This window comes from Microbacterium hibisci, from assembly GCF_015278255.1.
In the GTDB taxonomy this organism is placed as follows: Bacteria; Actinomycetota; Actinomycetes; order Actinomycetales; family Microbacteriaceae; genus Microbacterium; species Microbacterium hibisci.
Genome location: NZ_JADIJC010000002.1, coordinates 469925 through 490289, shown reverse-complemented (window position 1 = coordinate 490289; position 20365 = coordinate 469925). Strand labels below are relative to the sequence as shown.

General features: G+C 71.9%; 25 protein-coding genes. 8 read left to right on the top strand and 17 right to left on the bottom strand.

The window, feature by feature from the left end; genetic code table 11:
• Positions 1-2: 2 nt before the first annotated feature.
• Genes IM770_RS06285 through IM770_RS06250 form a run of 8 tightly spaced genes read right to left on the bottom strand, consistent with a single transcriptional unit; the run spans position 3 to position 7105 of the window.
• A complete protein-coding gene (locus IM770_RS06285) occupies positions 3-494 on the bottom strand; it encodes a GNAT family N-acetyltransferase (protein ID WP_203580274.1) in 492 nt (163 codons plus the stop codon).
• Positions 495-517: 23 nt separating this feature from the next.
• Complete coding sequence (locus IM770_RS06280) at positions 518-2152, bottom strand: alkaline phosphatase family protein (protein ID WP_203580273.1); 1635 nt, start codon at positions 2150-2152, stop codon at positions 518-520.
• Complete coding sequence (locus tag IM770_RS06275; protein WP_203580272.1) at positions 2149-2904, bottom strand: RibD family protein; 756 nt, start codon at positions 2902-2904, stop codon at positions 2149-2151. Before IM770_RS06275 ends, IM770_RS06280 begins: the two co-directional genes overlap by 4 nt.
• Entirely contained in the window at positions 2901-3854 is a 954-nt protein-coding gene (locus IM770_RS06270) for a lysylphosphatidylglycerol synthase domain-containing protein (RefSeq protein ID WP_203580271.1), read from the bottom strand. The genes IM770_RS06275 and IM770_RS06270 overlap by 4 nt, the downstream gene beginning before the upstream one ends.
• The gene (locus IM770_RS06265) at positions 3842-4678 is read right to left on the bottom strand and encodes an SAM-dependent methyltransferase (protein ID WP_203580270.1); all 837 of its coding nucleotides are present in this window, start codon (positions 4676-4678) and stop codon (positions 3842-3844) included. Before IM770_RS06265 ends, IM770_RS06270 begins: the two co-directional genes overlap by 13 nt.
• Positions 4675-5685 carry a glycosyltransferase family 4 protein gene (locus IM770_RS06260; protein ID WP_203580269.1) on the bottom strand — a complete coding sequence of 337 codons (1011 nt, stop codon included), beginning with the start codon at positions 5683-5685 and terminating at the stop codon, positions 4675-4677. Before IM770_RS06260 ends, IM770_RS06265 begins: the two co-directional genes overlap by 4 nt.
• Positions 5682-6077, bottom strand: coding sequence for a 6-pyruvoyl trahydropterin synthase family protein (locus IM770_RS06255; protein ID WP_203580268.1), 396 nt, complete (start codon positions 6075-6077; stop codon positions 5682-5684). The genes IM770_RS06260 and IM770_RS06255 overlap by 4 nt, the downstream gene beginning before the upstream one ends.
• Positions 6074-7105, bottom strand: coding sequence for a zinc-dependent alcohol dehydrogenase (locus IM770_RS06250; RefSeq protein WP_203580267.1), 1032 nt, complete (start codon positions 7103-7105; stop codon positions 6074-6076). The genes IM770_RS06255 and IM770_RS06250 overlap by 4 nt, the downstream gene beginning before the upstream one ends.
• A 20-nt stretch (positions 7106-7125) precedes the next feature.
• Here IM770_RS06250 and IM770_RS06245 point away from each other — a divergent pair, with 20 nt between their 5' ends.
• Positions 7126-7878 carry a CDP-alcohol phosphatidyltransferase family protein gene (locus tag IM770_RS06245; RefSeq protein WP_203580266.1) on the top strand — a complete coding sequence of 251 codons (753 nt, stop codon included), beginning with the start codon at positions 7126-7128 and terminating at the stop codon, positions 7876-7878.
• 4 nt (positions 7879-7882) lie between these two features.
• On the top strand, positions 7883-8299 hold the full coding sequence (locus IM770_RS06240; protein ID WP_203580265.1) for a hypothetical protein: 417 nt from the start codon (positions 7883-7885) through the stop codon (positions 8297-8299).
• An 80-nt stretch (positions 8300-8379) separates the two neighbouring features.
• Here IM770_RS06240 and IM770_RS06235 read toward each other — a convergent pair whose 3' ends face one another.
• The 5 genes from IM770_RS06235 to IM770_RS06215 form a co-directional block, all read right to left on the bottom strand.
• Entirely contained in the window at positions 8380-9753 is a 1374-nt protein-coding gene (locus tag IM770_RS06235; RefSeq protein WP_203580264.1) for an MFS transporter, read from the bottom strand.
• 152 nt (positions 9754-9905) lie between these two features.
• Positions 9906-10139 carry a hypothetical protein gene (locus IM770_RS06230; protein WP_203580263.1) on the bottom strand — a complete coding sequence of 78 codons (234 nt, stop codon included), beginning with the start codon at positions 10137-10139 and terminating at the stop codon, positions 9906-9908.
• Between the two features lie 72 nt (positions 10140-10211).
• On the bottom strand, positions 10212-10412 hold the full coding sequence (locus tag IM770_RS06225) for a hypothetical protein (protein ID WP_203580262.1): 201 nt from the start codon (positions 10410-10412) through the stop codon (positions 10212-10214).
• Positions 10413-10462: 50 nt separating this feature from the next.
• Complete coding sequence (locus IM770_RS06220) at positions 10463-11368, bottom strand: zinc-ribbon domain-containing protein (protein WP_203580261.1); 906 nt, start codon at positions 11366-11368, stop codon at positions 10463-10465.
• 130 nt (positions 11369-11498) lie between these two features.
• Positions 11499-12020 carry an SRPBCC domain-containing protein gene (locus IM770_RS06215; protein WP_203580260.1) on the bottom strand — a complete coding sequence of 174 codons (522 nt, stop codon included), beginning with the start codon at positions 12018-12020 and terminating at the stop codon, positions 11499-11501.
• Positions 12021-12115: 95 nt separating this feature from the next.
• Here IM770_RS06215 and IM770_RS06210 point away from each other — a divergent pair, with 95 nt between their 5' ends.
• Together IM770_RS06210 and IM770_RS06205 are read left to right on the top strand one after the other, a co-directional pair.
• Positions 12116-12592 (top strand): winged helix-turn-helix transcriptional regulator, encoded by a 477-nt coding sequence (locus IM770_RS06210; RefSeq protein WP_203580259.1) that lies wholly within the window; start codon positions 12116-12118, stop codon positions 12590-12592.
• A 113-nt stretch (positions 12593-12705) separates the two neighbouring features.
• Positions 12706-12900 (top strand): hypothetical protein, encoded by a 195-nt coding sequence (locus IM770_RS06205; RefSeq protein WP_203580258.1) that lies wholly within the window; start codon positions 12706-12708, stop codon positions 12898-12900.
• A gap of 18 nt (positions 12901-12918) precedes the next feature.
• Here the strand turns inward: IM770_RS06205 and IM770_RS06200 are convergent, their stop codons facing one another.
• Genes IM770_RS06200 through IM770_RS06185 form a run of 4 tightly spaced genes read right to left on the bottom strand, consistent with a single transcriptional unit; the run spans position 12919 to position 16635 of the window.
• Positions 12919-13617, bottom strand: a complete 699-nt coding sequence (locus IM770_RS06200) for a response regulator transcription factor (protein ID WP_203580257.1) — start codon at positions 13615-13617, stop codon at positions 12919-12921.
• Positions 13614-14900, bottom strand: a complete 1287-nt coding sequence (locus IM770_RS06195) for a sensor histidine kinase (RefSeq protein ID WP_203580256.1) — start codon at positions 14898-14900, stop codon at positions 13614-13616. Before IM770_RS06195 ends, IM770_RS06200 begins: the two co-directional genes overlap by 4 nt.
• A 17-nt stretch (positions 14901-14917) precedes the next feature.
• Entirely contained in the window at positions 14918-15727 is an 810-nt protein-coding gene (locus IM770_RS06190; RefSeq protein ID WP_203580255.1) for an ABC transporter permease subunit, read from the bottom strand.
• The gene (locus tag IM770_RS06185) at positions 15724-16635 is read right to left on the bottom strand and encodes an ABC transporter ATP-binding protein (protein WP_203580254.1); all 912 of its coding nucleotides are present in this window, start codon (positions 16633-16635) and stop codon (positions 15724-15726) included. The genes IM770_RS06190 and IM770_RS06185 overlap by 4 nt, the downstream gene beginning before the upstream one ends.
• A 250-nt stretch (positions 16636-16885) precedes the next feature.
• Between IM770_RS06185 and IM770_RS06180 the strand changes: the two genes are divergently transcribed.
• The 4 genes from IM770_RS06180 (at position 16886) to IM770_RS06165 (ending at position 20294) form a co-directional block, all read left to right on the top strand.
• Positions 16886-17371 (top strand): DUF2975 domain-containing protein, encoded by a 486-nt coding sequence (locus IM770_RS06180; RefSeq protein WP_203580253.1) that lies wholly within the window; start codon positions 16886-16888, stop codon positions 17369-17371.
• Positions 17371-17652 (top strand): helix-turn-helix domain-containing protein, encoded by a 282-nt coding sequence (locus IM770_RS06175; RefSeq protein ID WP_203580252.1) that lies wholly within the window; start codon positions 17371-17373, stop codon positions 17650-17652. Before IM770_RS06180 ends, IM770_RS06175 begins: the two co-directional genes overlap by 1 nt.
• A 171-nt stretch (positions 17653-17823) precedes the next feature.
• Positions 17824-18318 (top strand): GbsR/MarR family transcriptional regulator, encoded by a 495-nt coding sequence (locus IM770_RS06170; RefSeq protein ID WP_203580251.1) that lies wholly within the window; start codon positions 17824-17826, stop codon positions 18316-18318.
• Positions 18315-20294: a prolyl oligopeptidase family serine peptidase gene (locus tag IM770_RS06165; protein WP_203580250.1), complete on the top strand. Its 1980-nt coding sequence runs from the start codon at positions 18315-18317 to the stop codon at positions 20292-20294. The genes IM770_RS06170 and IM770_RS06165 overlap by 4 nt, the downstream gene beginning before the upstream one ends.
• Positions 20295-20365: the final 71 nt, after the last annotated feature.

The window sequence follows — 20365 nt, the reverse complement described above, 5'->3', positions numbered from 1 at the left end:
GCTCAGCGCACCATCCGGGCATCGACGAGCGTCGGCGCGCCGGGATAGGTCTGCTCGGGTCCGTCGAACTCGAACCCGTTCTTGCGGTAGAACGCGATGGCCCGAGGGTTCTCCTTCGCGACCCACAGCACCGCCGGCTCGTCGCCGAGCACCTCATCGAGCAGCGCCTGCCCGACGCCGCGTCCGTGCGCCGCCGCGAGCACGTACAGCATGTAGAGCTGACGCTCGCGGGGCGGCGTGTCGTCGCCCTGCGGGGTGCTCGGCGCCGACAGCGCCAGGCCGATCACCCGTCCGTCCTCCTCGGCGATGCGCACGCGGCGGTCGCGCCCGCCCTCGAGCAGTCGGGTCCACATGCGGTGACGATCCTCCACCCACGCGGCGTCGAAGTAGTCAGCGGGGAGCAGGTGCGAGTAGGTCTCCTGCCACGTGACGACATGGAGGTCGGCGATCTCGGCGGCGTCCGGCGGCTCGGGCTCGCGCACGGTGAACGTCATGCCGTCATCCTGCCAGGCCGGACTCACCCCGATGAGCCGAACGCCGCGAAGAAGCGGTCGCGGAACGCGTCCATCCGCCACACCGGCGCGGTGTGGTCGGGGCGCAGGCCGTCCTGCCAGCGCCACCCGGCGATCGCGTCGAGCACCGCGGGGTCCTTCGCGATGATGCTGACGGGAACATCGCGGCCGGCATCCGCTCCGCTCACGATCGCCCCGGGCTGGTGGTCGCCCAATGCGATCACCACGAGGTCGGGGTCGTCGTGGTTCTGCAGGAACGCCAGGAGCGAGCCCAGGGCGTACTCGATCGAGAGCCCGTAGTGGCGCTGCACCTCCGCCTCGCTCTGCCACACCTCGGCCGCCGCCGGGCTGAGAGCCGGCTGGCGGTCGTAGACCGATCCGTCGCCGACCTGGTCCCACGGCACCAGCTGCGGCAGCGGCGTCCACGGCGTGTGCGACGAGACCAGGTCGATCTCGGCCATCACCGGGCGGTCCGCCTCGGCGAGCACGCGGTCGGCGAAGTGCTTCAGGGTGTACTGGTCGGGGATGCGGGCGTAGCCGAACGACGGGCCCCGATAGCCCACGTTGGTCGCGTCGAGGAGCAGGTCGTAGCCGTAGAACGATTTGCCGACATCCCACGGGCGCGTGTTCGAGGGCACATCGCTGACGGCGAACCACCCCGCGCGGCCGAATGCCGAACTGAGGGTCAGCCGGTCGCTGCGGACCACCTGGTCGTACACCGACTGCGAGTCGGTCCAGATCCCCGACTGCAGCGTCGCGTGGGCGAGCCAGCTGACGCCGCCGAAGGTGGGTGACGTGAGCCACGCACTCCGCACGAGGTAGCCGTCGGCCGCGAGCTCTTCATCGCCGCGGCGCAGCACCTCGCGGACCCCCGTCGCGAACGCACCGCCCTCGACCGCCACCCGCCCGTAGCTCTCGACGAACACGATCACGACGTGCTTGTCGCGCAACGAGGACAGCAGCGCGACGGTGTCGGCGTCGGCGAACGGATCGGCCGCGATCTCACGCGCCACGGCCGCGCGCGTCTCGAGCGCCGACACGGCTCTCGAGACGGCTGATCCGACGGAGCGGGTGGATGCCGCGGCCGCCGCCGGGTCGGTCACGCCGAGCGGGACCGCCCCTGCGGCGATCGTCACCCAGCCCGCGGTGACCGCGGCGAGCACCGTGCGTCCATGGCGCGGACCGCCGCGCACCAGTGCGTCCACGCGCAGGGCCGACCACGCCAGGGCGGCCGAGGCCGCCAGGATCAGCGCGGCCGCGGTGCTGAAGAGAACGCTCGCGGGCGCCGATCCGATCGCCGCGGCGACGACGCCGTATGCGTCCCCCAGCTGCGGCCAGTCGAGGGGCACGAAGCGGATGCCGAGCGCAGCCTCGTAGCCGGAATCGATGCCGGCGAGCAGGATGGCGATGCCCACGAACACCCCGAAGCCGGTCGCCAGCGCGATGCGCGGCATCCGCCACGGCACCAGCGCCAGGATCAGGAGGATCAGGATCGACTCGGCCGGGAGGCGGATCAGGCTCCACGCCGATCCGTCGGCGAAGACGCCCGGAACCAGCGGCAGCGTGATCAGCACAGCGACCGCGCACCCGTCGGCAAGGCGGCGGCGCCAGCCCGGCGCCTGCCGGGTCGCGGCGTTCACGGCCGTTCGACGGCGACGGTCTCCCATCCCGCGCGGGCGCTCGTGCCGTCGCCGTCGCGCGTGCCGAACCGCTCCGACAGGGCGTAGCGCAGCAGGACCACGTCGCCGATCTGCATCGTCTCGGCAAGGTGCGCACGGCGATGCGCCGTCCACGGGAAGGCCCCCGGCCGGACCACGCGCGGGGCGCCGGCTTCGCCCACGAAGAACGGCGCGATCACCAGGTGCAGCTCGTCGACGAGGTCGGCGCCCAGGAACTGGGTCAGCACCGAGCCGCCGCCCTCGACCATCAGGCTGCGCACGCCGCGACGCGCGGCCAGGTCGTCGAGAAGCGCGGTCATGGTCACGCAGTCCTCGCCGAGGCCGACGACGACGGCGCGATCGCCGAGCCGCGCCTGCAACGACTCCACGCGGTCCACCGGGCAGTACACGATGCGCGGCCCGTCGCCCGCGGTGAAGAACGCGGCCTCCGGGGCGAGCTCGCCGCTCGCGGTCACGGTCACCTTCGCCGGGGACTCGCGACGGCCCGAAGCCAGCCGGCGTTCGCGCCGCGCGGCATCCCGCACCAGCAGCCGCGGGTTGTCGCGCCGCACGGTCGAAGCGCCGACCATGATCGCGTCGTGGTCGGCGCGCACGGCGTCGACCCGGTCGAGGTCGGCGGCATTCGACATCGCGAGCCGGTGCGGCTCGGCGCTGTCGAGGTAGCCGTCGATCGACATCGCGCAGCTCAGCGTGACGTACGGTCGCTCGCTCATGCGGTTCTCCTCTTCCCGATGATGCCCCTCGGCGCAGGGGAACGGAAGCGGCCCCCCAGCAGCGTCAGCGCGCCGGGCGCCACGGCGAGTGCGGTGAGGACGCCGAAGGCGGCGGACACCGCGAGTCCGGCTCCGGCCCCGAGGCCCGCCAGGGCGAACGCGGATGCCGCGACCGCCTCGCGTGGCCCCCAGCCGCCGGCGTTCAGCGGGATCGCCGCGGCGGCGAGCACGAGGAGAGCCACGACGGCGAGGTCCTGCGGAGCCGCCGTTACGCCCACGGCGAGGCCCGCGACGACGAACGTGCCGGTGTGCGCGGCGATCACCACCACCGACGCGGCGACGATCGCGACGAGCCTGAGCGGAGTGGCGAGCAGGGGTCGCAGCATCCGGAGCTCCCTGCGCAGCAGCTCCCTCCCCCGACGGCGCGCGACGACGGCCGCCAGGGCGACGGCCACCACGCCCGCGGCGACCGCCGTCGCGAGGGCGAGCGGCGCGAGCGGCGACGTGATTCCGAGCGGCAGCAGCAACGCCAGCGTCAGCACCAGCTGTACGACCTGCCCGGCGACGCGCTCGGCGACGACGGCGCGCGCGGCGAGGCCGACGCCGTCGATGCGCCGCCCGTGGACGTAGGCACGGTGGACGTCGCCGGCAACCCCACCGGGAAGCACGGTGTTGAGGAACTGCGAGCGGTAGTAGGCCGTGAAGGCCTCGGCCCACGGGAGGGAGAGCCCGAAGCCGGCGCAGACGACGCGCCAGCGCCAGGCCGCCGCCGCCGTCGCGACGGCGGCGAGCACGGCGGCCGCGAAGATCGTCGGGGGCGAGATCGACGCGAGGCCCGCCGCGAAGGGCTCCGTGCCGACGACGGCGATCGTGCCGGCCACCATGGCGAGTGCGGCGGCGACCCGGGCTCCGGACCGCACGCGCATCGGAAGACGGCTCAGCCCGGCCACGCCAGCAGGTCCTCGTGCGACACGGTCACGCGCAGGCGTCCGGCAGCTCCGTGCGCGAGCCGCTCGCGCAGGTACTCCCCCGCCGGCTCCGTCAGGTCGGGTCGCTGCTCGACCGCTGCGCGCACCCATCCCTCGAGCCATTCCACAGCCAGCGGCGCGTCCGATCTCCGGAGACGCCACGGCGTCGCAGCCCGCCGGACCTGCCAGCCGGCGTCGGCGAACAGCGCCGCGACCGCGGCGACCGCATCGGGCCCGAGCATCCGTCGCCCCTCCGCGTCGCGCCGCTGGTGGTCGTCGAAGGCGGCGGCGAGCACGTCTTCGAGACCCTGGTGCCCCGCGGAAGGCCGCACGCGCACGTCGCCGGTCACCGTGAGGCTGAAGAGCACCGGTGCTCGGGCCGCGATGCAGGCGGCGGCGATGTGCGCAGCCTCAGCCTCGGTGAGGACGTCGAGGAGAGCGGATGCCGTGACCGCCGCCGCGCCGTGGAACGCGTCGCGGGGCAGGTGCTCGAGGTCCTCCACGACGACCTCCGACTCGATCGCCGCGCCGTCCGCATCGGCCACCGTGCGCAGGTCCAGATGCTCGAGGATGTCGGCGTCGCCGTCGCGCAGCACCCATCGCTGCGGCCCGGGCAGGCGCGGGGCGAGCCACCGCGTCATCGACCCCGTACCGGCGCCGAGGTCGTGCAGCAGCAGGGGCGCTCCGGTGGCGCCGCGGCCGACCAGCCGGGCGAGCTCGTGCGCGAGGTCCGCCGACCGCGCGCCGTCGTCGGCGGGCGCGCGCAGGGCGAGCCAGCCGGGGGTCGCGGTGGAGATGGAGGTCATGCCGCCTCCAGCGTCTCGGCGACGTCCGCCACCGTCCGCTCCCACGTCGGCAGCGTCGGGCGGGCGGCGAGCGCCTCGCGGCGGAGCCGGTCGCGGAGCGCGGCATCCGTCATCCACGAGCGGAGCGCCGCGGCGAGCGCGTGAGCGTCGCCCGGCTCGACGAGCACGCCCCCGCCGGCGAGCGTGTCGGGGATGCCGCCGGTGGCCGCGGCCACCACCGGCATACCCCACGCGCGTGCGTCGGCGATCGCCATACCCGACGCCTCGACGCGCGACGGCGCGACCAGCAGCGCGCTGCGGCGGTACTCGTCCGCGAGGGCGTTGTCATCCAGCGTGCCGGTGAGCCGCACGCGTCCGCCGAACCCGCGGGCCGCGCGCCCGATCGCCGCGGCGAACTCGGGATACGTGTCTTCCGAGCCGACGATCGCACAGCTCCAGTCGCGCCGGTCCAGCTCGCCGAGGGCCGCGAGCAGCGTGTCCTGGCCCTTGTGCGGGGCGATGACGCCGACGCACAGCAGGTCGCCGTCCCCGCGCGGCTGGGCGACGTCCCGCGGCGCGACGCCCGGCGTCGCGACGGCCACCCGGCCGGGCTCGACCAGCCCGCGGCGAGCGAGCTCGTCGGCGGTCCACCGGCTCGTGGCGATGACGCGCATCGCCGCCGCGCACGTCCGCCGCTCGGCGTCGCGGGCGGCTTCCGTCGCATCCGGAAAGGCCGCCACCAGCATGTGCGTCAGCACCACGAGGCGCACGCGCAGTGCCGCCTCCTCGACGGCGTCCGGCGCCCACCCCGCCACGAGTCCGTCGATGAGGACGAGCTCGCCGTCCGGCGCGTCGCGGAGAGCGGATGCCGCAGCCTCGGCATCCGCCGCCTCGACGGTCGACACGATCCAGCCGAGCCCACGGAGGCCGTCGCGGACATTCCGGTCGTAGACGTTGCCCCCGCTCACGCGACGGGGATCGTCGACCCCGGCGGGGACGAGGAAGCGGACCGGCGGTCCGTCGGTCACAACGGCACCTCGTACGACGCCCACGCGACGTGCGACTCGTGCAGCGTCACGATGATCCCGCTCAGGCGCGCCGTCCCGAGGGCGCCGGTCCGTGCCCGGTCGGCCAGGCGGTCGCCGATGATCTGGCAGAGCCGCTCCGTCGTGGTGTTCACACCCTGCAGGTCGGGCTCGTCGTCGAGATTGCGGTAGGTCAGCGCGCCGACGATCTCGCGGAGCGCGTCGCCGGCGCGGCCGATGTCGACGACGACGCCGTCGTCGTCGAGCGCCTCCGCGCGAAAGGTCGCGTCGACGAGATAGGTCGCACCGTGCAGCTGCTGCGCCGGACCGAACACGTCGCCCTTGAGGCTGTGTGCGATCATCAGGTGGTCGCGGACGGTGAGGCTGAAGCTCATGCGGCACTCCAATCGATCGTGTGGCAGAGTGCACCCGCCGTTCCCGCGGCGAGGGCGGCGGTGACCTCCGGCAGCTGCCTCCATGATGAGGCGCCGCCGAGCAGCGCGTCGAGGGCTGGATCTTCCAGCAGTCGAAGCGCTAGGGTCAGGCGGTCGCGCGTCGTACGGCGGGCGCGACGACGGGTCGAGACCGCGCCGACCTGGCTCGAGCGGATCGTGAGCCGGCGCGCGTGGAAGTCCGCGCCGAGCTCGAGGGGGACGACGCCGTTGCCGAACCAGCTGGCGACGACCACCTCGCCGTCGTCGGGCGCGACCCGCAGCGCGAGCTGCAGGCCGGCGCCGCTGCCGCTGGCTTCGATGACCACGTCCGCTGCCGCAGGCGCGTCGTCGGGGGCCGCGAAGGCGACGCCCAGCCGGTCGGCCAGCGCGGCCTTCCCCGCGTCGACGTCGACGAGGGTCACCTCGCAACCCGGGATGCCTCTCGCCAGGCGCGCGATCGCACCGCCGATCATGCCCGCACCGACGACGGTCACCCGGTCGCCCACCGTGGGTCCGGCATCCCACAGCACGTTCACCGCCGTCTCCATCGCGCCCGCGAGCACCGCGCGCCGGGGCGGCACGGACTCGGGGACGGCGACGAGCGCGTCGGCGGAGACGACGAAACGCGACTGGTGCGGATACAGCGCGAACACCGTGCGCCCCTGCAGCGCTCGCGGGCCGCTCTCGACGGTGCCGACGTTGAGGTACCCGTACTTCACGGGGAAGGGAAAAGCGCCGTCCTGAAAGGGCGCTCGCATGCGTTCGCGTTCCGAGTCAGGCACCTCGCCGCGTGCCACCAGCGCTTCGGTGCCGCGACTCACGCCGGTCCACAGCGTCCGCACCGAGGCCTCGTCACCCGACGGCTCGCCGACATCCTCGAGCCGGAATTCGCCCTGCCCGGGACCGACGGTCCACCACGCGATCGCGGCGTCCGGAACCTCGGGGTGAACTCCGGCGGGTACCTGCGTCGTGTTCCCGGTGACCGCCATAGGGACTAAACGGAGCGCACATGGGAAAAGTTCAGTGGGTGCCGTGGTGGTGGGCGGTGGCCGGGGTCGCCGGTCTGCTCATCGTCGGGCGGTTCGTTCCACTGTCGGCAGCGGCGTGGGCGGCGGGTGCCGGATACCTCGTCGTCTCGACGGTCCTGCTGACCCGCGGCCTGCGTCGTCGGCGGGCCGACCGCTTCGGAGCCGCCAACGCCGTCACCGCGACACGGTCGGCGATGGTGGGGATCATCACCGCGCTGGTCGTCGCGGCGCTGGAGGGTGCGGCATCCACTCCCCTTCTGGTCACCCTCGCCGCCGTCGCGCTGGCGCTCGACGGGGTCGACGGGTACGTCGCACGGCGCACCGCGACGCAGAGCGAACTGGGCGCGCGCTTCGACATGGAGGTCGACGCGTACCTGCTGCTGGTGCTGTGCGTCTACGACGTGCGTCTGGTCGGATGGTGGGTGCTCGTCATCGGACTGCTGCGATACGCGTTCGTGGTCGCCGGCTGGCTGCTGCCGTGGATGCGTCGCCCGCTTCCGCCCCGGTACTGGCGAAAGGTGGTGACCGCCGTATGCGGCGTCGCGCTGACGATCGTCGCCTCCCAGCTCCTGCCACCGATCGCCGGCGTCGTCGTCGCGGGCCTCGCGCTCATCGTGGTGCTCGAATCGTTCGGGCGCGACGTGCTGTGGCTCGCGCGGTTGAACCGGCGCGGCGCCGCCCTCGTTTCCCTCGAGGAGGCGTCGACCATCGCACCTCAGCAAGAGAGCAGGTAGACCCATGACCGAAAGCAGCCGCGCGCTGTGGATCATGCGCATCCTCAGCGCGATCGCCCTCCTCGCCGCGGGCGGCATCCATCTCTTCCTCGTCTTCAACGGCGTGGGCGGGATCCTCGGCGTGTTCTTCGTCCTCAACGCCATCGCGGCACTCGTCCTCGCGGTGGGGATGCTCGTGCTCCACGGGCGTCTGCTCCAGCTCGCGACCGTGCTCAGCCTGCTGTTCCTGATCGCGACGCTCGGCGCGCTCGTCCTGGCGCTGACGGTGGGGCTCTTCGGCATCCACCAGGACTGGAACTTCACCCTCGTACCGGAGACGGTGATCATCGAGTCCCTCGGGATCGTGATCCTCGCCGTGACCACGGTGATGGTGCTGCGGCTGCAGCCCGAGACGCGCGGCGCCGTACGGCGCGGCGTCTGACACCGCGCGGGAGCGACCGCACAGGCAGGAACCGCCCCGCCACGGGGTGCCGAGACGGGGCGGTTGCGCGATCGGAAGTCTCAGGCGCGCGTCGAGACCCCGTCAGCGGCGAGCTTCTCCTCGTCGAGGCGGTCGAGCTCGTGCAGCGACGATCCCTTCGTCTCGCGCATCGAGATGACGGCGATCAGCGTGACGCCCGCGGCGATCGCGAGGTACACCGCCACGGGGATGTACGAGCCGTACTCCCGCAGCAGGGCGGTCGCGATGATCGGCGCGAGCGAGCCGGCGACGATCGAGGTGACCTGGTAGCCCAGTGAGACGCCCGAGTAGCGCATGCGCGTCGGGAACATCTCCGACATGATCGCGGGCTGGGGCGCGTACATGAAGGCGTGGATGAAGAGGCCGAGGCAGATCGCCGCGACGATGATCGCCGGGTTGCGGGTGTCGAACATCGGGAAGGCGATGAAGCCCCACGCCGCCGCTCCGAGCGTGCCGATGAGGTACACCGGCTTGCGTCCGAGCCGATCGGTGAGACCGCCGATCAGCGGGATCACGATCATGTGGACGATGTGGGCGATCACCAGCAGCCCGAGGATCTCGGCGGTGTCGACCTCCAGCGCCACCGCGAGGTACGTGATCGAGAAGGTCACCACGAGGTAGTACATGATGTTCTCCGCGAAGCGGAGTCCCATCGCAGTGAGCACGCCGCGCGGGTAGCGCTTGAGGACCTCGAGCACGCCGTAGCGAGCGGCCTTGGAACGCTCGATCTGCTGCTGCACCTCGAGGAAGATCGGAGCGTCGGTGACGCGGGTGCGCACGTAGTAGCCGATCGCGACGATCACGACCGACAGCCAGAACCCGATGCGCCAGCCCCACGCGAGGAACTGCTCCTCGCTCAGCGTGCGACTGAGCACGAGCAGCACCACCGTCGCGAGCAGGTTTCCGATGGGCACCGCCGCCTGCGGCCACGATGACCAGAAACCGCGGGTCTTGTCGGGCGAGTGCTCCGAGACGAGCAGCACCGCTCCGCCCCATTCCCCGCCGACCGCGAAGCCCTGCGCGAAGCGCAGTGCGACCAGGAGCGCGGGCGCCCAGTAGCCGATGGCGTCGAACGTCGGCAGGCAGCCCATGAGGAACGTGGCGACGCCGACCAGGATTATGGCGAACTGGAGCAGCTTCTTCCGACCGTACTTGTCGCCGAAATGACCGAACACGATGCCGCCGAGCGGCCGCGCGACGAACCCGACGGCGTAGGTGACGAACGCCGCGATGATGGGCGCATACGGGTCGTCCGACGGCGGGAACATGATCTTGTTGAAGACGAGCGTCGCCGCCGTGGCGTAGAGGAAGAACTCGTACCACTCGACGACCGTTCCGGCCATCGACGCCGTGACGACGCGTCGCAGACTCGACTGCCTCATCGGCGCGTCGGACGTAGGTGCTGTTGATGCCATGCGCTGGACCTCCTTGTAGAGCGCGTGCGCGGCCGAAGAACCGCACTGCGCGACCATACCTGACGAGCGATTCAGGTCTCAAGAGGATCGACAGCCCTCGCGCAGCGAAGTTCCGCCGATCTTCACACTGCGCACAACGGCGCCGTTCGTCATCAATCCCACGCCGCGACGAGCGACCAGTGGCCCTCGACCTCCTCCACGTCCATGACGCGGGTGCGGTGATCGACGTCACTGCGGGCGGTGAAGCGCCAGCTCTGGAACAGGCGGCCCCCGTCCGACCGGGTCGGCACATCGATGATGCGCCAGCGCTCGCCGCCGACCACCAGCCTGACCGGCCGCTCATGCTCGCACCACACCTGAACATCCTCACGCACCGTCATCTGCATGGCAGCCTCCTATTTCGAATGTATGTTCGATGCTAGACGGTGCCCGCCCGACTCGCAAGGGTCGTGGGGCGGCTAGGCGGAACGCGATTCGGCGGCCGCGTCCGCGGCTGCCAGATGGATCGCGGCGACGCCGTCGCGGAGGGCGCCGACAGGCGCCTCGACGGTCTCGTACTGCGACGTGAAGCCGTTCTCGTCGACGACCGTGATGGTCACCAGCACATGGCCGCGGCGCGGCAGCTGCGCCGACGCGCGCGGGAATCCCTTGGTCTTCATGAGCCCTCCGCAACTCACCGTAGCGACCGCGTCCGACACCGAGGTGCCGCTCAGCGGACGTATGCGTCGATGAGCAGAGACCCGCGGATCTCGCGGAAAACGTCGAGCAGCCGCGCGCGACCGGTCTTGGTCCACGACGCCAGCTGCAGATCGAACGGTCCCAGGGGTTCGAGCTTTCCCATGCGCAGCCGCACGACCTCCCAGCCCGAGGCCCGGAGCGCACGGTCCTTTCTGCGGTCGGCCTCCTCGCGCCTGCCCACGTGCTCCAGGCCGTGCTTGCCCACGGTGTCGTACTCCACCGCGATCCGCAGCTCGGGCAGCAGGATGTCCGGCCACACCTCGAGGTGGTCGAAGAACGGTCGCGAGGTCCGGATCGCATTGAGCCCGGGGGTCACTGCGAGGCGTTCGAACAGATCGGCGCGCAGACGAGCCTCGGCTGCGGAGGCGGGCTTCGGCGCGCAGGCGCTGAGGAACGCCTCTCCCACCGGAAGATCGGGGGTCTTACCGCACAGCCTGCGCGTGGGTCTGCGACGACGGGGTGCAGCCCCGGGAGGGGCGGGGGGCGTCGGTGCGGCGACCGCCGGTGCGGCGACCGCCGGGACGGGGACGGCCGGTGCGGCGACCGTCGGAACGGCGAGGCTCGCCCTGGGAGGCCGCGCGAGCACCGAGCACTCGGGACACCAGGCCGACCGCCGGCGCTCCCGCCCCGGCCGGGCACGCTGCTCCGACGGCGTCGCGGCGAACCGGTGGCCCGCCTCGCACTCCCACAGCAGGAGCACGTCCGCCGCCGGTGGGATCTGCGTCAGAGTGATCCCGGCGTTGAGCTCCGGATGATACTGACGGACGAGGGCGGGGTACGACGCCCATGCCGACCGGTACGAGCCGACCGGGTAGGGCACCTCCGCGCCCTTGGAGAACTGGCGTCGTGCCCACCACAGCTCCACCCGCTCCGCCATGCGCGCACTCTATGCGCGACCCACGACATCCACCCGGAGTCGACGACCGCACCCTCGCCGCGCACGTTCCTCGGGCTTCCCCGCCGATGGACGCGCCTCGAGCGTCGCCGGCCCGGCCGACGGGCGGTCCTCAGCCGTCGGCCCGGCCGCCGGCCGCCGCAACGACCTGGCGATGCAGCTCGTCGTGATCCGCCGTGCTCAGAGCCTCGTCGCCGCCGAACGTGTACGGGGCGCCCACGCCGGTGTCGATGAAGGACTTGAGGCTGCCGTTGACGAACATGCTCCACGCGTTCGAGCACACCTCGTAGCACTGATCCTCGGGCTCGAGCCCGTCGTGGGTGAACGTGATGCGGGCGCCCCCGGCCTGCTCCTCGATCTCGAACCGCACGCTCGTTCCGGTCCACTCCAGGTGGTCGTCGACGAAGTCGAGGTAGCTGCCGGTGACCCGCCACTCGACCCTGCGTCCGGGTTGCAGCTCCACGACCTGGAAACCGCTGTAGTGCAGCCCGGGGACGACGTAGACGAACTCGTCGCCGACGCGTGTCGTCGTTCCCGTGATCCGCCCCCACCACCCGGCGACGTCGTTGATGGCGTCGAACGCCTGCTGCGTCGTCGCGTCGACCGTGATCGTGGTCGTGAAGTCCGCACTCATACCTTGCTCCCTTGCTCGCCCTCATCGAGGTGACTTGCGTGATGCAAGCGACGATAGACCTCTGACTTGCATCACGCAAGTGTTAGGCTCGATCCATGCTGGGCAAGACGTATGACACGCAGGTGTGCTCGATCGCCCGATCGCTCGAGCTCGTCGGCGAGCGTTGGAGCCTGCTCATCATCCGCGACGCCCTCTTCGCGGGCGTGACGCGGTTCGGCGACTTCCAGCACAATCTCGGTATCGCGACCAATGTCCTCTCCTCGCGACTCGACGCGTTCGTCGCCGTCGGCATCATGGCCCGCGAGGGCGCCGTGGACTACGTGCTCACCGAGAAGGGCCACGCCCTCGCGATCGCGCTCATCGCCCTCACCGAGTGGGGCGACGACTGGGCTTCGCCGATCGATCCGCCGATCCTGTACCGGCACTCGGCGTGCGACAGTTCGGTGCACGCGGCCACGGTGTGCGACCGGTGCGGCACCGTCGCCATCGACGAGGTCGCCATCCGCATCGGCCCCGGCATGCCCGAGGAGTATCTCGCCGGCCGGCGCGGCGGCAATCGGGCCCGCAGCTGACCGGCGGCGCGGGCTTCTGCCCGACGGGCGCGCCAGCGAGACCAGCCCCTGCACCGCGCCCACTCGCGGCCCTCGAGTCGTACGCTGGCACTGAGCCGACGGAAGGACTCGAGGTGTCCAGCGAAGACCACTCGTGGCAGCCGCACATTCCGGCCCCCGGCGAGCCGAGCATCCCCGAGCTCGAGGTCGACGAGACGATCGCCCCGCGTCCGGAGGAGGAGATCGCCGACGCGCTGCGGGCCGAGCCCGACGTGCGCGACCACTCCGCCGACGCCCCCGACGGCACCACGTCGGACTCCCCGGCGTAGCGGAAGCCGGCGCCGCGATCAGGTCGCAGCGCCGCCCGCGTCGGCTGCCCTCGGGTCGACCAGCCCGTGGCGGTGCGCCACGATGACGGCCTGCACGCGATCACGCGCGCCGATCTTGGCGAGCACGCGGCCGACGTGCGTCTTCACGGTCGATTCGCTGAGGTAGAGGCGCTGCGCGATCTCGGCGTTCGTCAGGCCCTCGGCGATCGCGTGGAGCACCTCGCGCTCCCGCTCGGTGAGCTCCGCGAGCGGATCCGGTCCCGCGGCCGTCGACGGCGCCGCGCCCGCGGCGGTGCGCGCGCGCTCGATCACGCGCCGTGTCACCGCCGGCGCCAGGACGGCGTCGCCGCGATGCACCGCGCGGATCGCCGCGGTCAGCTCGGTGCGCTGGGCGTCTTTCAGGAGGAAGCCGCTGGCCCCGGCATCCAATGCCCCGAACGCATACTCGTCGAGGTCGAACGTCGTGAGCACGAGCACGCGGGTCGCCGGGTGACTGTGCACGATGGCGCGGGTGGCGGCGATCCCGTCGGTGCGCGGCATCCGGATGTCCATCAGCACCACGTCGGGACGGTGGCCGGCGACGGCGCGCACCGCTTCGTCGCCGTCGGCCGCCTCGCCGACGACCTCGATGTCGGGCTCGGCCTCGAGCACGAGTCGGAATCCGAGCCGGATCAGCTCCTGGTCGTCGACCAGCAGGACGCGGATGCTGTCGGTCATGGTGCACGCTCCTCGGACGGCGCTGCGGGCAGGGGAAGCTCGGCCCGCACGACCCAGCGTCCGCCATCGACGGGGCCCGCGGCGAGGGTGCCGCCGACGTGGGCGGCTCGTTCGCGGAGCCCGGGGATGCCGTAGCCGCCGCGCGAGCCTGCCTCGGCGCCCGCGCCGCTCGATGCGACGCCGTCGTTCGTGACGGTGATCTCGACCGATGCCTCGCCCACGGCGACCCGCGCCGCGATGACGGTGGCGAGCGGCGCGTGGCGCATCGCGTTGGTGAGCGACTCCTGCACGATGCGGGTCGTCGCGAGCCGGAGGTCTGCGGGCAGCGCGTCGAGCGCGCCCTCGGTGTGGAGCACCACCGGGAATCCGGCGCGCTGGGCCGCCTCGACGGCGTCGGCGATGGTCGCGGACTCCAGGGGCGCGAGCAGCGCACCCGGCAGCGCGTCGGGATCGCGCAGGACGCCCAGCATCGCGCGCATCTCGGCGAGCGCGCCACGGGCGGTGTCGGCGATCTGCTGCGTCGCCACTCGTGCCCGCTCGGGATCGGGGGTCGCCGTCGCGCCCTCGGCGAGCGCGACGACCACGGTGAGGTTGTGCGAGACGATGTCGTGCATCTCGCGCGCGATGCGCGTGCGCTCGGCTGCGGCGGCGAGCTGGGCCTGCTGATCGCGCTCGACGAGCAGCTGGCGCGATCGGTCTATCAGGGCCTCGAGATAGCGGCGACGGTTGCCTACGTTGGTGCCGAGCAGCGCGCCCACGAGCATCGCGACCACGCCCGAGACCAGCGACGTCACCAGCAGGCTGAACTCGGCAGGGGCAGCCATCGCTGCGACGGCGGTGGCGAGCGTGAAGGCGGCGCACGCGATGCCGAAGGCGGTCCAGCAGGCGCGGGCCGAGCGGTACGCGGCGACGGCATAGAGCGCGAAGGCGGGCAGCAGATGCGTGACCGGGACGAGGCTCGGCGGCAGCACCACGGCCGGGAGCGCGCACGCGGCGAAGACGAGGAGCGGTCGGCGACGGCGGAACAGCAGCGCCGCGCACGCGAGCACGACCAGCACGACCGCGAGCCACGTCTGGGTGGCGGTGGGCTGCGTCGGAAAGCCGGAGCGGAACGTGGCCGCCGGCAGCGACAGGAGCAGCGCGACGCCGGCGACGAGGGCGTCGGTGACACGCGGATGCCGCGCCCAGAAGCGCCGGAGGACGCCCGGCGGGCGGGGAAGCAGCAGCCCGTCGTCGGCACCGGGAGCGGCACCGACGACGGGCTGGTCGCCTCTGCGGGACATCCGATCGACTCTACGCGTCACGCATCCCGCGTGCGCAGGACGCCCCATCCGAGCACGAGCGGCACGATCGTCCACCCGGCGAGCGCGAGCAGCGCCGGCAGGACCTCCTCGTTGCCGGGCGCGGTCAGGGTCGAAGCCGCGTTCATCGGCAGGTACTGGCCCAGGTCGACGATCCATTGCCAGCTCTCGCCGGCCATCGAGAACAGGCTGAACACGATGGGCAGCACGAACAGCACGCCGACCGTCGCGGCGATCGCGCCTGCGCCGTTGCGGACGATGAATCCGAAGCCGAGCCCGAGGAGCGTGAAGACCACCATGGACAGCACGCCGTAGGCCAGCGGCACGACGGACTGCGCCGGCTCGGACCAGTCGATGCCCTCGCTGAGGATCGGCGCCGTGGCGGCGATCGCGATCGCGTAGCTGACGACGGTGGTGACCGCCATGAGCGCCGCGACCACCACGGCCTTGGCCAGCACGACCGTGCCGCGCCGCGGCTCGGCCGTGAGCGTCGAGCGGATCATGCCCGTCGAGTATTCGCCGGTGATGACGATCGCCCCGAGGATGCCGGCGACGAGCATCGTGAACTGCGTCGGCGAGAGGATCGCGTTGACGGCCGGGAAGCCCCCGCCGAAGCTCTCTGAGGCGGCCGCGATCATCATCGAGATGCCGATCGACAGGACGGCGGCGACGCCGAGCGACCACCAGGTGGAGCGCAGTGTGATCACCTTGATGGCCTCGCTGCGCAGCACGCGGCCGAAGCTCAGACGGTAGGGCGACGACGAACCGGCGTTTGAGCGCAGCGCGGGTTCGGTGGCGAGGGCGGTCATGCGATCTCCTTGGACTTGTACTCGACGGCTTCGCCGGTGAGGGCGAGGTACGCCTCTTCGAGGGAGCCGGTGCGCGGGGTGAGCTCGTGCACGGGGATGCCGAGCGAGGCTGCGAGGTCGCCGAGCGACGCCGCCGTCACGCCGTTGATGTCGGCGAGGCCCGGCTCGGTCGCGGTCACGGTGACGTCGGGGCCGGCGACCGCGGCGACCAGCTCTGCCAGGCGCGGCGAGCGCACGCGGACGGTGTTGCTCGTCCAGGCGCTCACGAGCTCGGACAGCTCGGCGTCGGCGAGCACCTTGCCGCGGCCCAGCACGATGACGTGGTCGGCCGTCTGCGACATCTCGCTCATGAGGTGGCTCGACAGCAGCACGGTGCGCCCCTCGCCGGCGAGGTGCCGCACGAACTGCCGCACCCAGCGCACTCCCTCCGGGTCGAGGCCGTTCACCGGCTCGTCGAGGATCACCGTGTGCGGGTCGCCGAGGAGCGCCGCGGCGATGCCGAGGCGCTGCCCCATGCCGAGCGAGAACTTGCCCGCCCGCTTGTTCGCGACGGAGGCGAGGCCGGTGAGCTCGATCACCTCGTCGACGCGCGCGCGTCCGATGCCGTGGGTCGCGGCCATCGCCCGCAGGTGGTTGCGCGCCGAACGGCCGGTGTGCACCGCCTTGGCGTCGAGGAGCACGCCCACCTCGGTCAGCGGGGCGCGCAACTGGGCGTAGGGCTTGCCGTTCACCGTGACGATGCCCGCGGTCGGCCGGTCGAGGCCGACGATCATGCGCATCGTGGTGGACTTCCCGGCGCCGTTGGGGCCGAGGAACCCGGTGACCTTCCCCGGCTGCACGGTGAACGAGACCTGCGAGACCGCGGTCTTGTCACCGAAGCGCTTCGTGAGCTGTTCTGCAACGATCATGCCCCCACGCTATGGGCGCACCCCGGTCGGGCGCGTCCGCCCGTGGGATGAACCCGGCGTGCGGCGGTGGTACCGCGGTGCCGAGATGACGGATGCCGGGGCCCGGCGCGCGTGCGCCGGGCCGCGGCATCCGCTCTGCCGTGCGACCGACCGCCGCGCAGTCGCCGGTGATCCGCGCGATCGATCGCCCTACTTGTAGAATCTATCGTCAAACGATAGATTTCGATTGTTCGACGAGAAGGGCACAGGAATGGCGAAAGCAACAATCTGGGCGTTGCGGGTGGTGATCGCCCTCGCACTGGCGGGGTCGCTGGTGGTGCAGGCGTTCATCGTTCCCGCGATCTGGCGGGATCTGGAGGGCGAGCTGCTGTGGGCCCGCATCACCTTCGTCACCCTCATCATTCTGGGCGTGGTGACGATGCAGGTGTTCGCGGTCTGCGTGTGGCTGCTGCTGACGAAGGTGCGGAAGGGATCGGTGTTCTCCGAGTCGTCGTTCCGGTACGTCGACATCATCGTCTGGGCCATCGCGGCAGCCGCTGTGCTGGCGTTCGCGATGGCCGTGCTGCTCGCGCTCGGGACGACCGCGCCGGGCATCGTCGGGCTGGTCTGCGGAGCGTCGCTGGTACTGGGAGGCATGGCGCTCCTCGTGGTCGTGATGAAGAACCTGCTCCGGCAGGCGATCGAGCGCGACGTCGAAGCCAGCGCGCTGCGCACCGAGCTGGATGAGATGATCTGATGCCCATCGTCGTCGATATCGATGTGATGCTCGCCCGGCGCAAGATGGCCGTCGGCGCTCTCGCCGACCGGGTCGGCATCACCCCCGCCAACCTCGCGTCGCTCAAGAACGGCCGGGCTCGAGGCGTGCGGTTCGCCACCCTCGACGCGCTGTGCGAAGCGCTCGACTGCCAGCCGGGCGATCTGCTGCGCTGGGAGCCGGGGCCGCTCGAGGCTGGGGGCGAGCCCGGGCAACCCGCCGGGGCGAGCGGGGCCGCCGACCCCGCCGGGCCGAGCGACTGACCGGGGTTGCGGGGGATCCGGTCGACCCCGGATCTCGCGGGTCGCCCGGCCGATCGCGACACTGCCGATCGGCCGGGCTGTGCGTGTTCCGTCGAAAGTAGGCGAGTCCACTGTTGACGTCCCCGCGCAGACTGTTTAGTTTGTACTGAACGTTATGCACGAGGAGTTGATGTGGACTCTCAGGTCAGGGCCGAATACGTCGAGCGATGGGCTCGTACGCTCGAAGCGCAGGGCGAGCCCCGCATCGCGGGGCGCATTTTCGCGCATCTCGCGACGGCCGACGAGCCGCATCTCTCCCTCGCCGAGCTGGCCGAGCAGCTCGGCGTCAGCCGCGGCAGCATCAGCACGAACACACGCCGGCTCATCGACATGGGGCTGATCTCGCGTGTGCTGGTGCCCGGCTCCCGGCGCGAGCACTATGCCGCAGACCCCGCCGCCGCGCGCGGCATGATCGAGCGTGCGGCGGCGGCGAGCCGCGCGCTCGAGGCGCTCGCGGTCGAGGGGGTCGAGCTCCTGCCCGGCTCCACCACGCCCGGCGCGCAGAGCCTCCGGCTGATGGCCGACGTCTACGGTCGCCTCGCCGGCAGCCTCGAACAGACGACCTCGCACGACGCGCCCGACCACGCCCCGCACGAGACCCGACAGCTGGAGACAGGAGCCCGATGATGGACTTGAGAGACGACACCACGCCCGAGACGCTCGAGTGGCAAGCCACACGGGTCGAGACCGCCGACCGGCACCTGTCCGGCCTCGACGCACGAGCCGAGTTCGAGCGACGGGTTGCGGCGGGCATCGCCGACGCGCGCCGATACCCCGTGATCCGCCGCGGCGCGCGGTGGTTCCAGCGTCGACTGCTCCGTCCCGACGCCGACCAGCCGGTCGTCGCCGTGCTCGCCTCCCCCACGGGAGCGCCGCGCGTCCTCGTCGATCCGAACGAGCTGAGCGCGCAGCGCGGCGCGATGGTCGCCCTCGTGGACATGTGGCCGTCGCCCGACGGCCGGTTCCTCGCCTACGCGGTGGCGGAGGCCGGCACCGAGATCAACGAGCTCGGCATCCTCGACGTCGAAACCGGCGAGGTGGTGGACCACGGCATCGAGGCGAGCATCCAGAACTTCACCTGGCGCGCCGACTCGACGGGCTTCTGGTATTCGGGCCGCGAGGTCATCGACGGGCGTTTCGAGTTCCCGCTGCGCCACCACCGTCTCGGCGAGGCGCCCGGCACGCCGCTCGCGGCCCCGGCCGGCATCATGGACCCCGGCATCGTCGTGTCGCCCGACGACACCTACGCGGCGCTGCGATCGGGCAACACCGAGCAGCGCCTCGATTGGATCATCCGCGACGGCGAAGTCCTCCCCTTCCTGAAGGACGTCCCCGGCGGGGTGATGGGCGAGTTCCACGGCGACGACCTCATCGCGATCGTCGACGACGGCGCGCCGCGCGGACGCCTCGTGCGCATCCCGGTCGCGACCGCCGGCGACACCTCGACGTGGATCGAGCTCCTGCCCGAGTCCTCCGACGTCCTGCGCAAGGTCGGCATCGTGGACGACGTCATCGTGCTCGGGTATCTGCGCGATGCGGCGAGCGGGCTTCGCATCCTCGACCGCGACGGCTCGCTCCTCGACGAGATCGATCTCGGCGAGCCGGGCTCGATCGGCGCATATCCGGTCGGGGCGTCGCACCCCGGACTGCCCATGTTCGTGACGGGCGAGGATGAGGTGTCGTTCGTGCGCTCGACCTTCGGCTCGTCGTGGGCCATCTATCGCTATGTCGTCAGCGAGCGTCGCCTCGAGGTGCTCGCCCCCGCCGAGATCGAGCGCGACGACCTCGTCATCTCGACCGTCACGGCGACATCGAGCGACGGCGCCGAGGTGCTCGCCCATGTCGTGCACCGCGCCGATGTCGACCGATCGGTGCCGCAGCCGACGCTCGTCTACGGCTACGGCGGGTTCTGCCTCGCCTTCCTGCCCGCGTTCGACCCCTCCTTCAACGCGTGGATAGACGCCGGGGGCGTCTTCGTTCTGACCCATCTCCGCGGCGGCAGTGAGTTCGGCGCCGACTGGTGGCGCCAGGGCACCCGGGACACGAAGCAGCTCACGTTCGACGACCTCTACGCCGTCGCCGAGCAGCTCGTCGCCGAGGGGTGGACCACGACCGATCGACTGGTCGTCAAGGGCGAGAGCAACGGGGGCCTCCTCACGGGCGTCGCTCTCGTGCAACGACCCGATCTGTGGGCGGCCGTCGTGAGCGACGTGCCCCTGCTCGATCTGCTCGAGTACCACCGCGACCCCTTGACCTACGCGATCGGCCGCCTGGAGTACGGCGACCCGCTGGACGAGACCGAGGCGGAATGGCTGCGGGCGATCAGCCCCGTCCACAACGTCCGGCCCGCCGACTACCCCGCCACCCTCGTCACCGGTGGGGCCAACGACCCGCGGTGCCCCGTGTGGCACGTGCGCCTGTTCGTCGACGCGCTCGAGTCGGCGCAGAACGGCGAGGCGCCGATCCTGCTCAAGGTCTATGCCGACCAGGGGCACGGCGCGGCGGGGCTCGGTGCCGCGTCGGCGAAGCACGCCGACTGGCTCGCCTTCGCCGCGTTCCACGCGGGTCTGCGGATGCCGCAGCCCGCCGCCGTCGCGGGCTGACGGCGGCTTTTCGACATCAGTCGAAGGTGCGGCATCCGCATTCCACGGACTGCGCTGTCGCACCTTCGCAG